The organism is Lagierella sp., assembly GCF_029983815.1.
In the GTDB taxonomy this organism is placed as follows: domain Bacteria; phylum Bacillota; class Clostridia; order Tissierellales; family Peptoniphilaceae; genus Mediannikoviicoccus.
Map to the genome: position 1 here is coordinate 14,133 of NZ_JASBYU010000014.1, position 14,480 is coordinate 28,612.

The following is a 14,480-nucleotide window of genomic DNA, read 5'->3' on the forward strand; positions in this document are numbered from 1 at the left end:
GTATTCTTTTCTAAACCTAGGAGGGGACTAAGGAACGTTTCGTATGTTCCTATCGTCCCCTCCTAGAACCACCCCTTCTTAGCCTCCAACGATTTAGGGATGCCTGTCGAGCACTCATGTTTGAGTGCTTGAAAAACCCTACTTAAAAGATGTAGGAAGCTGTTGGCTTTCCTATAACCTTTTAATCCTTAGTATTGTAATGTTATTCGAAATTTGATAAATTTCGATTTAAGTTTTATATTTTTTTCTAATTCTAGGGAGGAGATTAAGGGGGTTGCGACTCCCCCTCACATCCCCTCCCTAAAACCCACCCCTTCTACACCCCTAAACGCTTTTGGGAGTTGCAATCCCAAAGGCCCTAGCTGTAAATAGGGTAAGAAATCTGTGGGATTTCTTTCAAAACACTCCGCAGTCGGGCACTCAGCACTGTATAACTTTTTTTATTTTTCATTTAAATTAGCAGCAGATGGATAAAATTATTTTATTAGTAAAAACCGAGTGCTTGTTCACCTCTTGCGCCAGCAATCGAGCACTCATGTTTGAGTGCTTGATTACTTCTCATTAATTGAGTGCTTGGTCTATTTTATTAACCCATTATTTGCAATAAATAAAACCACTATGACTACTGGGATAATAAATTTTATCGAATTATAGATTAAATCTGTCAATGGATTTTTATCTAATCCTAGTTCTGTTATTTCTTCTACAAATTTATTCTTTTTAAAGAACCAACCCATAAATACAACTTCTACAAATGCTGCTACTAATAGGAATACATTGGCTGTAATATAATCTAAAAAGTCAAAGAAGCTTTTACCAAATACTCTAAAACTTCCAAGGTGAGAACCCATGGATAAACTTGAAAAGATGCAGATTATAAATATAAGTCCTCCTGATAATAGTGTTGCATGGGATCTTTTTAATCCTAAACTATCTATAAAGTAGGAAACTACAGTCTCCAATAGGGATATGGTTGAAGTTAGGGCTGAAAATGCCAGTAATGTAAAGAAAAGGGCTGAAAATATTTTTCCTCCAAACATATTTCCAAATACATTTGGCAATGAAACAAATACCAAGCCTGGCCCTTGTGAGGGAGCTAACCCAAATGAAAATACTGCTGGAAATATTACAAAGCCTGCAAGTACCGCAATTATAGTATCTGTTATGGCTATTTTTACTGCAACATCACTTAAATCATCTTTTTGTGACATATAGGATCCAAAGGTAATCAGTATTCCCATACCTAGGCTAAGGGAGTAAAAAGCGTGTCCCATCGCCACTAATATTGCATCCTTTTTTTGAAAAAACGCTTTAAAATCCGGCTTTAATAAAAACTCTACTCCTTTATAGGCTCCTGGTAGGGTTAGGGATCTAATAGCTAGTATAACTAAAATTATTGCTAAAATAGGTAATAAGGTCTTTGAGGCCTTCTCAATTCCCCCTTCTATTCCCTTGTAGACTATGAACATGGTTATAGCCATAAATACAAAGGTATAAAGTATTGGTTCTAACCCTGATGAAACAAAATTATTAAATAGGGTTGTGGTCTTTTCTGGAGTGAGTCCAGAATTAAACACTCCTGTTAGAGAGTTTACAATATATTTCAGGGTCCATCCTGCTACAACGCTATAATATCCTAAGATTATAAATGCGGCTAATATCCCCAAGAACCCAGAAAGATACCACTTTGTGTTTGGAGCAATCTTCTTAAAACTCTTTGATGCATCTTCTCGTCCCATTCTACCTATGGCCATTTCTGTAACCATAAGTGGAATTCCTATCAACAAAACCATTAGGAGATATACGATAAGAAAAGCCGCTCCTCCGTATTCTCCTAAAATGTATGGAAATCTCCATATATTTCCAACACCTACAGCAGAGCCTGCCGTCGCCATTATCATCCCAAGGGATGAACTAAATCCTTGTCTCTTATTCATGTTTTCCTCCTTTTTTTATGGTAATTGTGCATAATTGTAAACTATTTTACAAGAAATTACAAGGGTATTTTTATATATTTACGCTTTTTATTTTATAATTATCCCATAATTTGTTTTTATTCAGGTGAAAACATTTGAATATTCACTAGATTTTCATTATATGATTGTATCTGATTTCGATTTCCATGCAAGCACGCTCTGGTTTCCCTGTTTATTTTGTTCTCGTTTATACATTTTTTATTCATTGTTACTTTTTCTTAACATTACTAGGCTCATAACCCTTACCTTGAACAAATTTGGTCATAAAAAAAGAGAGGTGATTAATAATCATATCCTCTCTTTTGATAGTTAACTCTCTATAGACTTAACCTTCTAGTACTGGCGTTGTAAAGTTTTCTAAGTCCATGGTATCTAGAGCCGACCCTCCTTGGGTGTATAGGTTATAGTAATAACCCTTTTTAGCCATTAACTCTTTATGACTGCCCTGTTCTACGATTCCATCTTCTGTTAGAACTATTATCTTGTCAGCATTTTGTACCGTTGTAAGCCTATGAGCAATTGTCAATGTAGTTCTTCCCTTCGATAATTTTTCTAAGGAATTTTGTATAATCTTTTCACTTTTGTTATCCAGGGCTGAAGTGGCTTCGTCCAATATCAGTATTGGTGGGTTTTTCAAGAACACTCTCGCTATGGAGATTCTTTGTTTTTGTCCTCCAGAAAGCTTCACTCCTCTTTCTCCCACATATGTGTCAAAACCCTTAGGCAAATCCATGATAAAGTCATAGGCCCCAGCAAGTTTTGCAGCCTCTATTACTTCTTCTTTTGATGCTCCAGGATTTCCATATTCGATATTTTCAAATACCGTACCTGAAAATAGATATACATCCTGTTGTACCATACCAATGTTTTGTCTAAGGCTCTTTAGTGTAAAATCCTTTATATTTTTACCATCTATGGTGATGGCACCCTTTGTGACTTCATAAAATCTAGGTATAAGATTACAGATTGTTGTCTTTCCTCCGCCGGAAGGTCCAACCAATGCCACATTGGTATGATGTTTAATCTGCATATTTAAATCCTTTAGAACATAGTCATCGTTGTCGTGGTATTTAAAGGAAACTTCGTCAAGGACAATGTCCCCTTGAACATCCTTTAATTTGACTGCATCTTCTTCGTCAAATATTTCGATATCCGTTTCCATAAGTTCTGTAAATCTTTCTATTCCTGTCATTCCCCTTTGGAATTGCTCTGTAAATTCTATAATTCTTCTAACTGTATTTAACAGAGTTGTTACAAATAGAACATAGGCTACCAAATCTCCAGGATCTAGCTGTCCATTAATCATAAGGTAACCTCCCAGGACAAGAACTGTTAGGTACATAAGTCCATCAAACACCCTCGTTACCGCAAAGAAACCTGCCATTTGTCTATAGGATTCCTTTTTAATGTCCAGAAACTCTCTGTTGCCCTTGTCAAACTTTCTAGTCTCTTCATCTTCATTGGTAAAGGACTTCACAACCCTTACACCTAGAAGACTGTCCTCCACTTGAGAGTTAATCTCACCAATGTGATTCCTTTGAGCTTTAAAAGCCCTTCTCATCCTCTTTCTAAAGGTAGAAGTTGCAAATATCATAATTGGTATAAGCATAAAGATTACCAAGGTCAAAGGGACATTTATATTGATTAAGATTACAAAGGATATGAGTATCTTAATCGCCCCAATAAAGTATTCCTCTGGACAGTGATGAGAAAACTCGGTAATATCGAAAAGGTCGTTGGTAATTCTAGACATAATCTGTCCTATTTTTGCATCATTAAAATAGGAATCAGAAAGTTTATGAAGGTGGTCAAAAAGATCCTTCCTCATATCCGTTTCAATTCTCGCCCCCATAATATGACCAGTCTTTTGCATATAGTAACCGGCAAGAACCTCCATGGATTTAATTGCCAAAAATAAAATCCCTAACCTAAATAACATATTTAACGAAAGTGCTGTAACATCTTTTAAACCTGTGTTGGTAATATACCTTAAAATCAAAGGTAGAACTATTTCACTTACCGTGGTTAAAGATGCACAGAAAAGGTCGAAAAACAAAATATGTTTATAGGGTTTAAAATAGGGAATGAACATTTGAATTAACTGTTTATTTGAATGATTTCTAAAATTATTTTTCAATTAATCACCTCTTTAATTTCTTCTTGTCAATGGGTTTTGGTCTAAAATTTTCATCAACGGAAACCATGACAAAAGTACCCTTGCTGGATAGGATATTTCTTTCCTGTATAATATTTTCTACCCCAATTGTGATAGAAGTATTACCTACCCTTTCTACCCTTCCAGTCGATACGATATGTTCTCCTAAATATGCACTGTTTTTATAGACGATGTCGTTACATGCTACAGTTACAGTTTCGCCGTCAATATAATGCTTTGAAACATAACCAGCAGTTGCATCCATTATTTTATATCCTTCGCCACCATGAAGGAAATCATAGTAGTTAAGCATTTCCTTTGTTATCTCTTTAATATAAGTTTCACTATAAGACATGATAATTTACCTTTCTATCCATCAGTAATAGAGAGATTTTATTGGTATCAGAATAAAATCACTACAGATTATCATATCATTTTTCCCTAATAAGGGCAAAAACTGTATGCGAAATTTCACAAATTTCGATAAAATTTTGCTCGCAACCAAGCGCTCATGTATGAGCGCTTGGTAAATTAATGTTGTATATTTTTTCCTTGACCTAGGAGGGGACTTAGGAACGTTTCGTATGTTCCTATCGTCCCCTCCTAGAACCACCCCTTCTTAACCTCCAACGATTTAGGATTTGCAATCCTAAAAACCTAGCTGTAAAAGGAGTAGGAAAGCTGTGGGCTTTCCTTCAAAAGCTTTTATAATTGTATTTGGAATTTTTCAAATTCTGTGCAACTATAATTTTAAAGCTTAATATTCTTCCCTATTTTTAAAAAGCAAAAAGAAATCCGTGGGATTTCTTTCGAGTTTTATAATTCAGATTTTGAAAACTATATTAATTACAAAATCGAGCACCCATGCACGAGTACTCGATTAAATAAGATTTTATATTTCTTCTTTATTCTCTTCTGCAACGTCTTCGTTAGATTCTTCTGCTTTCTTGTTTTCTAATATCTCCATAAACTCCTCGCCTGTAATTGTTTCTTTTTCCAATAGGGATTTTGCAATTTCATGGAGTTTTTCGATATTGTCCTTCAAGATGGATTTAGCTTTTTCTTGTGCTTCTTTAATGATCTTTTCAATCATATTATCCACTTGGGCAGCCTTTTCTGGTGAAGCGTTGCTTGAAGTTGTTCCATCTAAATATTTATTGTTTCTAGTATCCAAGGCAACCATTCCAAATTCGTCAGTCATACCATATTGGGTAATCATGGAACGAGCGAGGTTTGTTGCCCTTTCAATGTCATTTGCAGCACCTGTAGTCTTTGTATTAAATACTACTTCTTCTGCAGAACGACCTCCCGTCAAGGTTACAATTTCGTTAAAGAGGTCTTCCTTACTCATAAGGAACTTTTCCTCTTGTTCAACTTGCATTGTGTAACCCAACGCTCCGGAAGTTCTAGGTATTATCGTGATTTTAGTAACTGGCGCTTGATGTGTCTGTGCTGCCGCTACTAAAGCGTGTCCCACTTCATGATAGGCAATCATCTCTTTTTCCTTAGGTGAAATGACCATTCCCTTCTTCTGTTGTCCAGCTATTACTATTTCAACAGATTCAACTAGTTCCACTTGGGATACACGAGATTTGCCATGCTTTACTGCTAGAAGTGCAGACTCATTTATTATATTTGCCAGTTGAGCACCTGAAGCTCCAGCTGTCATTAATGCAACCTGTCTATAATCCACATCGGCTTCAGTCTTAATTTTTCTGGCATGCACTTTTAAGATTGCTTCCCTGCCGGCTAAGTCTGGCAGTTCCACTGGAATTCTCCTGTCGAAACGACCTGGTCTTGTAAGGGCAGGATCCAGTATTTCTGGTCTATTGGTTGCAGCCAGAATCACCACTCCTGTGTTTCCTTCAAATCCGTCCATTTCGTTTAAAAGTTGGTTTAGAGTTTGCTCCCTTTCGTCATTACCACTAATTCCGTGGGTGTCCCTCTTTTTACCTATTGCGTCTATCTCGTCGATAAACACGATACAAGGCGCCTTTTCCTTCGCCTGTTTAAAGAGGTCTCTGACTTTAGAAGCCCCCATCCCTACAAACAACTCTACGAATTCCGATCCTGACATAGAGAAAAACGGCACATTCGCCTCTCCAGCTACCGCTTGAGCAAGCAAGGTCTTACCTGTTCCTGGAGGTCCTACTAGTAGTACCCCCTTTGGTAAAACTGCACCTATTTCTGTATATTTTTTAGGATCATGAAGAAAATCTACAATTTCCAAAAGGTCTTCTTTGGCTTCATCCTGACCGGCAACATCGTCAAATCTCTTGCCTGGCTTAGACTGTACATAGATTTTAGCATTGCTTTTTCCGAAACTCATGGAGTTTCCACCCATTCTCTTGGTCAAAAACCTGGAGAATAGCATGATTATTCCAAAGAACACTAAAATTTGAAGCACATAGGGAATTATAACCTTTGTGAAGACGTTGGAACTTTGTGATTTCCAAGATACTTCGCCTACTTCTTTCATCTTAGGGATAAGATCTTTATCATAACCGTAGTTGGTGTATGGAGTTCTATATCTTTTCTCCGTTCCGTCCTTTTCCTTGACAGTAAACTCCAGTGGATCATTTAATTCCACATAGGTAACTTGTCCTTTTTCCAGCATGGTCCAGAATTTATCATAGGTTACTTCTGATACTCCGCCACCTGAAAACATAGGTAAAAGGAAGGAGAAAATCAAACTCCAAACAATAAGACCAACCAATATCATGGTTATGGAATTAGGCCTTAAGTTGTTAGGAAATTTTGAATTTCCCTTCTTCATCTACTCACCTTCCAGTCTAGTTTTTAGCAAGAAGATCTAAACAATGATTAAGTTCTTTTAACATGTCTACTAGATTTTCGTAGTCTTTCTTTTCCATTGAACCTAATTTATCATGAAGTTTTACATTCATTTGTTCTTTTATTGAGTTTATAATCTCTTTACCTTTGTCAGTTGTAGCTACATGCACAACTCTTTCATCTTCTAAAGATCTTGTTCTCTTTAACAGACCTTCTTTTTCCAATCCTTTACACATATTAGAAATGTTACCGCCTGCTACGCCAAGAGAAAGTCCCAACTCTCCTATTGTTGCATTTTCTAGTCTTTCAACTTCTAGTAAAACCTTCAATTTCATGTTGGTTAAACTATTTACTGCAGCTATAGGTAGAAGTATAGAATCTATCTTTCTTGCAGCCTCTCTTACCAATTGTGCGGTTTCTGTTCCTAAATCTGTCCAATCCATTTACAATCACCATTCCTTTTTTTATTTTTAATTTAACCCCTTAGGTTTAAAAACAAGTTTACACTAGACGTGTAATTAAGTAAGCTTCATTTCGTAAAATAGAGATTTAATATAGTTTAATGGGATGAAAACCTCCATCACGAAAATCATACTTTACTATTGATGATATATACCCACCAATTTAATACTTAAACATAAAATCTTTATTATTTTATCTAATAGAATTTTACCCTATTAGTCTGAAAAAATCCTTAAGTTTTTATTTTAGCTTTGAATTTTATTTTATCTTTAAAAAATTTGTCTATCCTATGATAAGTAAGCAGATATATAAATAGTTTATTTTATTTGTAGACCTATTCTACAACTACTCTTACCCTTTCTTCCAATACTCTAATATCGGCATTGGAAATTTCACCAAAGTATTCACCGTCAGTATGACAGATTACAGGTGCACTTAAAGAAAAAGAAAAGTTCCTTCCTCTATAATAGCTAATGTTCCTGCCCTTTTTTAATCCAAAAGCAAGTCCCTTTAATAAAATCGGTAGCATCTGTCCCTTACTCTTGCTATGGACTAAACAAAATTCCATCACTCCGTCATCCCCCTTTGCCATAGGCGCAATATTAAACCCCTTGCCAGCATAGGGAGTGTTCATAACCGTTGCAAAGTATATGTTTTCAAAGGATCTGTCCACCCCATCCACTGTGATTTTTCCCTTGACAGGTCGATAGTCGACCAAGGCCTTGACCCCGGAGTAAATGTACATAAAACCTTTAAGTGAAGAGCCTTTAAACCTTCTACGTAGACTTGGATTGTTGACATTTAACGCCAATGAACCGTCATAGCCTGACCCTGCCGTTACGATAAACTTTCTCTTTTTGCCTTTGGAATGTATTTCTCCAATATTATAATCCACAAATTTTCTAGGATTTAAGGAGCACTTTAACATTTCAATTGGGGTTTTAGGATGTTTAAAGGAACGAACAAAATCATTTCCACTTCCTACGGGGATTACAGTTAGGTTAATTTTAGCATGATTATAAAGTCCATTTATAACTTCATTTAAAGTCCCATCCCCACCAAGGGAGATTAGAGAAATATCCTCCTTCAAAGTCTTAGTAAGATCTGTTGCTATCGCCTTAGCATTCCTGTGTTTTGTTGTAAAATAGACTTCGTAAGCTATCCCATTTCCATCCAAATATTCAATTAATTCCCTGCCAAGCCTTTGTCCATCTCCAAGACCTGAGTTGGGATTTATTATTAAAATCAATCTTCTTTTATTCATATCAACGAAAATTATACCATATACTTATTTCTTTCAACAGTAGTAAATATTTTGTTATTTTTCAATATAATAGTGGAGGTGATAAAAATGAAAATAGGTGTCGACCTATCAATGTGGAATTCTTCTTCAAATTTTCACATAGCCAAACAAAAGGGACTGGAGTTTGCAATTTTAAGGGCGGGAAGTGGTGTTACAACAGTAGACCCTTCCTTTGAGAAAAACTATAGGGGTTGTAAAGATGCCAATGTTAACGTTGGTGCCTATTGGTATCTATATGCAGTGAACCTAGATGGTGCTAGACGGGAAGCCAAGCTCTTTCTTGAAAGACTTAAGGGAAAGTCCTTTGAATATCCTGTATATTTGGATCTTGAAGACAGGTGTCAAAATAATCTTTCTAGAAAAATCCTTACAGAAATCGCCCTAGAGTTTATGATAACAGTGGAAAGTTCTGGATACTATGTTGGACTTTATTCCATGGGGTCATGGTTTAGGGATAAGTTTTTACAAAACCATAGTTACAGGGGAAGAACCCTTGCAGATTTTGATACATGGGTTGCCCACTGGACCTATAGTATCCAAAGAAAGTCTTCCTTTGTGAAGTCAAGCACTGGACTTTGGCAATATACGGACTGTGGAGCTTTTCCCGGTATCGGAAGAGCTGGTAAGAACTTAGACCTTAACTTGTCTTTCAAGGACTATCCTTCAATCATTGGAAGATCTGGGTTAAACTCCACTAAGAAAATTCAAGTGGTCAAAAATAAGGATATAATTCTTGTTTCAAAGGTGGAAAGTGTAGATGTTTCTAATTCCTTGGCATACCTTAGAAAATCCCTTAGTCAAACGGGTTATGTAGTTGAAACCGTGTCGGGATATTTTGATTATGAAAAATATAAAGATTTTAAAATTCTTGGCCTTGGCGGAATCAGACAAAACCACAGCTACTATGTAGATGAATTTTATGGCGGAAAAGACGAGGATGTCTTAGAACAGTTGAAAAAGAAGTATTAGTTTTACAAAAAATTAAAGAAAAGAATTTAAAAAGATCGTATAGAAACCTATCTTTAAATTAGGTATATACGATCTTTTGTCTTATAGTTCTGAAGATGTAAAGCCCTTGCCCTTTACTTCGTAGGCATCGGTGACAGCCATAAAGGCATTACCGTCGGCATCTGAGACAATCTGTTTAACTTGGGCCAGTTGTCTTGTACCAATTACAGTGTAAATAACCTTATAATTGGTATTTTTATATCCTCCACAACCTTCCAAAAAGGTAACCCCTCTGTTGACTTTTTGAATTATCTGTCTTTTTATTTCATCGTATTGGGATGAGATAATCATAATCTGTTTTCTTTCACCTAGACCCATTTGAATCTTGTCCAGCAAATTGTAGCCTACTGCCATGGCAATAACCGTGTAGAGACCTTTGTCCAGAGTAAATATATAGGAACCCATTAGAATGATTATAATATTCATACCAAATAAGGCATTTCCTATGTTAACATTGAACCTCTGTTTAAAAATCCCCGCCAGGATGTCAAGACCTCCTTGAGAACTTCCATTTCTGAACAAAATTCCCATTCCCAAACCATTAATTGCTCCACCTATGACAGCAACTAGAAAACTATCCTCTAAAATAAACGGATTTTGAAATTGGTCAAAGAACAAAAGGGCACCGGAAAGAACAAATGCTGAAATCATGGCGTAGGTAGTAAATTTTTTATTGATTAAGAAATATCCTAGAATAACCAATGGGATATTTAGAACAAACACCGTTAACCCCGCTGGTATATCATACATAAATTTTAAAAGAAGTCCTATACCTCCTACACCGCCACTTAAAAATCCCTTTTGTTGAAAGAAAAAAGTCATGCCAAAGGCACAAATAAAGTCACCTATGATGGTTGCTAATATCCTTCTTACAAACTCTCTTTTAGTTCCCAAATACTGGGAAACTTTGTCTTTTACTAAATCCTCTTTCATATCTTTTTTCGGATTAAAACGAAATAACCTCCTTATTATTTCTACTAGCTATATGATAACTTATTTTCATAGATTTTTAAAGGTTTTAAGCGGCTATAATTATTGTCATAACCTATGGCTCTTTTGTTATAATAGTTTTAGGTGATTGTATGAAAGACGGGTTGAATTTTTTACATATGGACTTGGACGCTTTCTTTGCATCTGTGGAGGAACTGGACAACCCAAATTTAAAGGGTCATCCCATGGTTGTTGGAGGCAGAAGTGAAAGGGGTATTATAACCACTGCAAACTATGAGGCCAGAAAGTATGGCCTTCATTCTGCCATGCCTATCTTTATGGCAAAAAAATTATGCCCCAATATAATAATCGTACCAACAAGACACGAAAGGTACGAGAAAAAAAGTCGAGAAGTCTTTAAAATAATCTCAAAGTATTCCACCCTAATAGAAAAGATGTCCATTGACGAAGCCTGCTTGGATATAAGTCACCTTGAAAAAGATCCTGTTAAGCTGGCAAGAGAAATTCAAATGGAGGTTTTTAAAAAGACGGGACTCACTCTATCCATAGGCATAAGCTATAACAAATCCTTAGCAAAACTTGCTTCAGACTGGAACAAGCCTAGGGGGATATTTGTAATAAGAAAAGAAATGATTCCTAGAATATTAGAAAACTTGCCCGTTGAAAAAATTTCTGGCGTGGGAGAAAAGACCAAGGAGAAGTTAAACTCCTTTGGTGTATATAAAGTTAGGGACTTACTACAGCTTAAAAAGCCACTTTTAAAAAAACAGTTTGGTAAATTGGGCGAAGTAATCTATGATAGGGCTAGGGGTGTTGACAATAGAAAAGTTGACAATTCTAAAGTTAGAAAGTCCCTAGGGATTGAAAGAACCTTCCCAAGAGACATCTCCTCCATGAAAGAACTAATGGGTTATGTCAAGGACTTTAGTAAACAACTTTCCCAAGACTTAAAGGATAGAAAAATCATGGGTAAGACCATTAGTATAAAACTTAAATTTAACAATTTTGAAACGATTACCCGATCCATGACCTTGGACAACGCAAGCGATGACTTTAGAGAAATCTACTTAAAGTCATCCTACTTGATTCGAAATGTGGACATTAACCGACCCGTTAGGTTACTGGGAATAAGCTCTTCAAATTTAACAAATGCAGATTTTACCCAAATTTCCATTTGGGACTACCCTAAAAAATAATCTAATCGCCTTTAAAACAGCACATCATACTTTAAATAGATGTAATTTAATGTGCAAATTGTATTGTTTTACTTTATTTATTTGCTCTAATCGATTTCTTAGTTTTTAATTGTCCAAAATTACACTACGTGATAAATTAACAAAGTATTTAAAAGTTTCACTTTTATTGTCAAATATGTTACAATGTTTCTAGTGTCAAAAGGCGAAGAAAGGGAGGTTTGTGTATGAAATTTATTCAAAAAAATGATTTGGAACACTTTGTCAAAAATTTTATATTGATGTCCTTTGGAACTCTACTATTTGCCATAAGTGTAAATATGTTCTATGTTCCCTATAATCTAGTTTCCGGAGGGGTTACCGGAATTGCAGTTATATTAAAACACTTTTTTGGCTTCACCGCTGAAAGTACAATTTTCTGGACCACTTTTCCATTACTTGCATTGAGTCTACTTTTACTTGGTAAGAAATATACAGTTAATACAATTTACTGTTCCTTCCTACTGCCTGCGTTGGTAAAGGTAACAAAAGTTTTACCTATCTTTACAGGAGACAAACTCTTTGCAGCAATTCTGGGAGGAATCATGGCAGGTCTTGGACTTGGATTTGTCTTTAGAGCAGGAAGTTCTACTGGTGGTACAGCTATATTAGAACAGTCCTTGACCAACTACACAAAGTTACCTCTAAATATATCGGTACTGTTGATAGACGGTTCCATAATTGTCGCTGGTTTCTTTACTTTCGACTTTAAGACTGGAATCTATTCAATTATCTCCTTATTATTTATGCAAGGTTTTGTTGGTCTAACTCAAAAGTCTCTAAAGGAAGAGTATAAGAAAAAGCACGAGGAAGAAGAATCAAAAGAGGATTTTATGTCTCAAACTAAATTGACAGAAAAAATTTAATATTTTTCTATATACGAGCAAATAAGAAGCCGTTACAAAGTAATTAACTTTGTGGCGGCATCTTTTTTATTTAAATATAGGGTATAATAAAGATGATGTCTAGAACTTAACAGTAAAGTCTAGAACAGATTAATTCTTAAAATGCATAGGAGGTAAAGATGGAAAAATTAAAGGAATTGGACTTTTTAGAAGAAATTTTAAATACTCCATCTCCAAGTGGAGATACTGAAAAGGTTATGGAAATTGTAAGAAAGAGATTTGAGGACTTGGGTCTTGAAATCAAATTCACAAATAAAAAAGCTATGATAGCCACATTAAGGGGAGAATCTGACGAAAAGCAATCAACTTTTGCTGCCCATGTGGACACCCTTGGGTTGATGGTAAAGGAAATCAAACCTAGTGGTAGATTGAAAACTACTTTAATTGGCGGATATGGATATTTTGCTGTTGAAGGGGAATATGTGACCATTTCAACCCTAGAAGGTAAAGAATATACAGGTACTTGTCTTCATGAGCAAACCTCAATCCACGTTTATAAAGATGCAAAGACAGCACCTAGAGATTCAGAAACCATGGAAATTAGAATTGACGAAGAGACAGAGTCCAAGGAAGACACTGAAAAGCTTGGAATCAATGTAGGTGACTATATCTATCTTGACTCTAGAACTCAAATTACAGACTCTGGATTTATCAAATCAAGACATCTAGACGATAAGGCATGTGTTTATATTTTGTATATGATAGCAAAGCACTTTGTGGATAACAACATAAAACCAAAGCACACCTTAAACTTCTTCATTTCAAATTATGAAGAGATCGGACATGGTGCAAGTACTGGTATTCCAAAGGAAACCGACGAATTTATCGTAGTTGATATGGCGGCTCCAGGAACAGGACAAAGTTCTTCAGAATACGCTTGTACAGTTTGTGCAAAGGACTCTTCAGGACCATATGATTTGGAGTTAAAGAGAAGACTTGTAAAAATTGCAAAGGAAAACAATATAGATTACAAATTGGACATCTATCCATTCTATGGATCCGACGGAACTGCTGCACTAAATGCAGGAGAAGATCTTAGAGTTGCACTAATAGGCCCAGGAGTAGATGCTTCCCACGCAATGGAAAGAACCCACTTTAAAGGAGTTCAAGCAAGTATAGATCTTTGTATTAAGTATATAGAAGATAAGGAGTAAGGAGGAAGGGATTTGCAATCCCTTTTACCCTGCTGGATAATAGGTAGGAAAGCTGTTGGCTTTCCTATAACCTTTTAATCCTTAGTATTGTAATGTTATTCGAAATTTGATAAATTTCGATTTAAGTTTTATATTCTTTTTCAAAATAAAGGGAAGGGACTTGGGAACCAGTAGGTTTGAGTTCGCCTACCGGCGAGGTTTATAGTCAAAGTTAAAAACTTTGAGAAATTATTCTTATAGAATCATTTTCTTTTCTAAACCTAGGAGGGGACTAAGGAACGTTTCGTATGTTCCTATCGTCCCCTCCTAGAACCTCCCCTTCTTAGCCTCCAACGATTTAGGGGCTAACGCCGCCCCTAAACACCCCGCGGGATAATAGGTAGGAAAGCTGTTGGCTTTCCTATAACCTTTTAATCCTTAGTATTGTAATGTTATTCGAAATTTGATAAATTTCGATTTAAGTTTTATATTTTTTTCTAATTCTAGGGAGGAGATTAAGGGGGTTGCGACTCCCCCTCACATCCCCTCCCTAAAACCCACC

At 35.9% G+C, this 14,480-nt stretch carries 11 protein-coding genes; 4 read left to right on the top strand and 7 right to left on the bottom strand.

The window, feature by feature from the left end:
* Window positions 1-578: 578 nt before the first annotated feature.
* The 6 genes from Q1K37_RS06385 to Q1K37_RS06410 all read right to left on the bottom strand — a co-directional run bounded on the left by Q1K37_RS06385 (window position 579) and on the right by Q1K37_RS06410 (window position 8,650).
* Window positions 579-1,937 carry a sodium-dependent transporter gene (locus Q1K37_RS06385; protein WP_300410591.1) on the bottom strand — a complete coding sequence of 453 codons (1,359 nt, stop codon included), beginning with the start codon at window positions 1,935-1,937 and terminating at the stop codon, window positions 579-581.
* 364 nt (window positions 1,938-2,301) lie between these two features.
* A complete protein-coding gene (locus Q1K37_RS06390; protein ID WP_300410653.1) occupies window positions 2,302-4,068 on the bottom strand; it encodes an ABC transporter ATP-binding protein in 1,767 nt (588 codons plus the stop codon).
* Between the two features lie 49 nt (window positions 4,069-4,117).
* The gene (locus tag Q1K37_RS06395; protein ID WP_300410592.1) at window positions 4,118-4,486 is read right to left on the bottom strand and encodes a hotdog domain-containing protein; all 369 of its coding nucleotides are present in this window, start codon (window positions 4,484-4,486) and stop codon (window positions 4,118-4,120) included.
* A 537-nt stretch (window positions 4,487-5,023) separates the two neighbouring features.
* Window positions 5,024-6,907 (bottom strand): ATP-dependent zinc metalloprotease FtsH, encoded by a 1,884-nt coding sequence (gene ftsH, locus Q1K37_RS06400; RefSeq protein WP_300410593.1) that lies wholly within the window; start codon window positions 6,905-6,907, stop codon window positions 5,024-5,026.
* A gap of 16 nt (window positions 6,908-6,923) precedes the next feature.
* A complete protein-coding gene (locus tag Q1K37_RS06405; RefSeq protein WP_300410595.1) occupies window positions 6,924-7,367 on the bottom strand; it encodes a MarR family transcriptional regulator in 444 nt (147 codons plus the stop codon).
* 353 nt (window positions 7,368-7,720) lie between these two features.
* A complete protein-coding gene (locus Q1K37_RS06410; RefSeq protein WP_300410597.1) occupies window positions 7,721-8,650 on the bottom strand; it encodes a diacylglycerol kinase family protein in 930 nt (309 codons plus the stop codon).
* Between the two features lie 87 nt (window positions 8,651-8,737).
* Here Q1K37_RS06410 and Q1K37_RS06415 point away from each other — a divergent pair, with 87 nt between their 5' ends.
* Window positions 8,738-9,658 carry a GH25 family lysozyme gene (locus Q1K37_RS06415; protein ID WP_300410620.1) on the top strand — a complete coding sequence of 307 codons (921 nt, stop codon included), beginning with the start codon at window positions 8,738-8,740 and terminating at the stop codon, window positions 9,656-9,658.
* An 81-nt stretch (window positions 9,659-9,739) separates the two neighbouring features.
* Here Q1K37_RS06415 and Q1K37_RS06420 read toward each other — a convergent pair whose 3' ends face one another.
* The gene (locus tag Q1K37_RS06420; protein ID WP_300410622.1) at window positions 9,740-10,630 is read right to left on the bottom strand and encodes a YitT family protein; all 891 of its coding nucleotides are present in this window, start codon (window positions 10,628-10,630) and stop codon (window positions 9,740-9,742) included.
* Window positions 10,631-10,779: 149 nt separating this feature from the next.
* Here Q1K37_RS06420 and Q1K37_RS06425 point away from each other — a divergent pair, with 149 nt between their 5' ends.
* The 3 genes from Q1K37_RS06425 (at window position 10,780) to Q1K37_RS06435 (ending at window position 13,939) form a co-directional block, all read left to right on the top strand.
* Complete coding sequence (locus tag Q1K37_RS06425; RefSeq protein WP_300410623.1) at window positions 10,780-11,844, top strand: DNA polymerase IV; 1,065 nt, start codon at window positions 10,780-10,782, stop codon at window positions 11,842-11,844.
* A gap of 224 nt (window positions 11,845-12,068) precedes the next feature.
* Complete coding sequence (locus Q1K37_RS06430) at window positions 12,069-12,746, top strand: YitT family protein (protein WP_300410625.1); 678 nt, start codon at window positions 12,069-12,071, stop codon at window positions 12,744-12,746.
* A 158-nt stretch (window positions 12,747-12,904) separates the two neighbouring features.
* Window positions 12,905-13,939 (top strand): M42 family metallopeptidase, encoded by a 1,035-nt coding sequence (locus tag Q1K37_RS06435; protein WP_300410627.1) that lies wholly within the window; start codon window positions 12,905-12,907, stop codon window positions 13,937-13,939.
* Window positions 13,940-14,480: the final 541 nt, after the last annotated feature.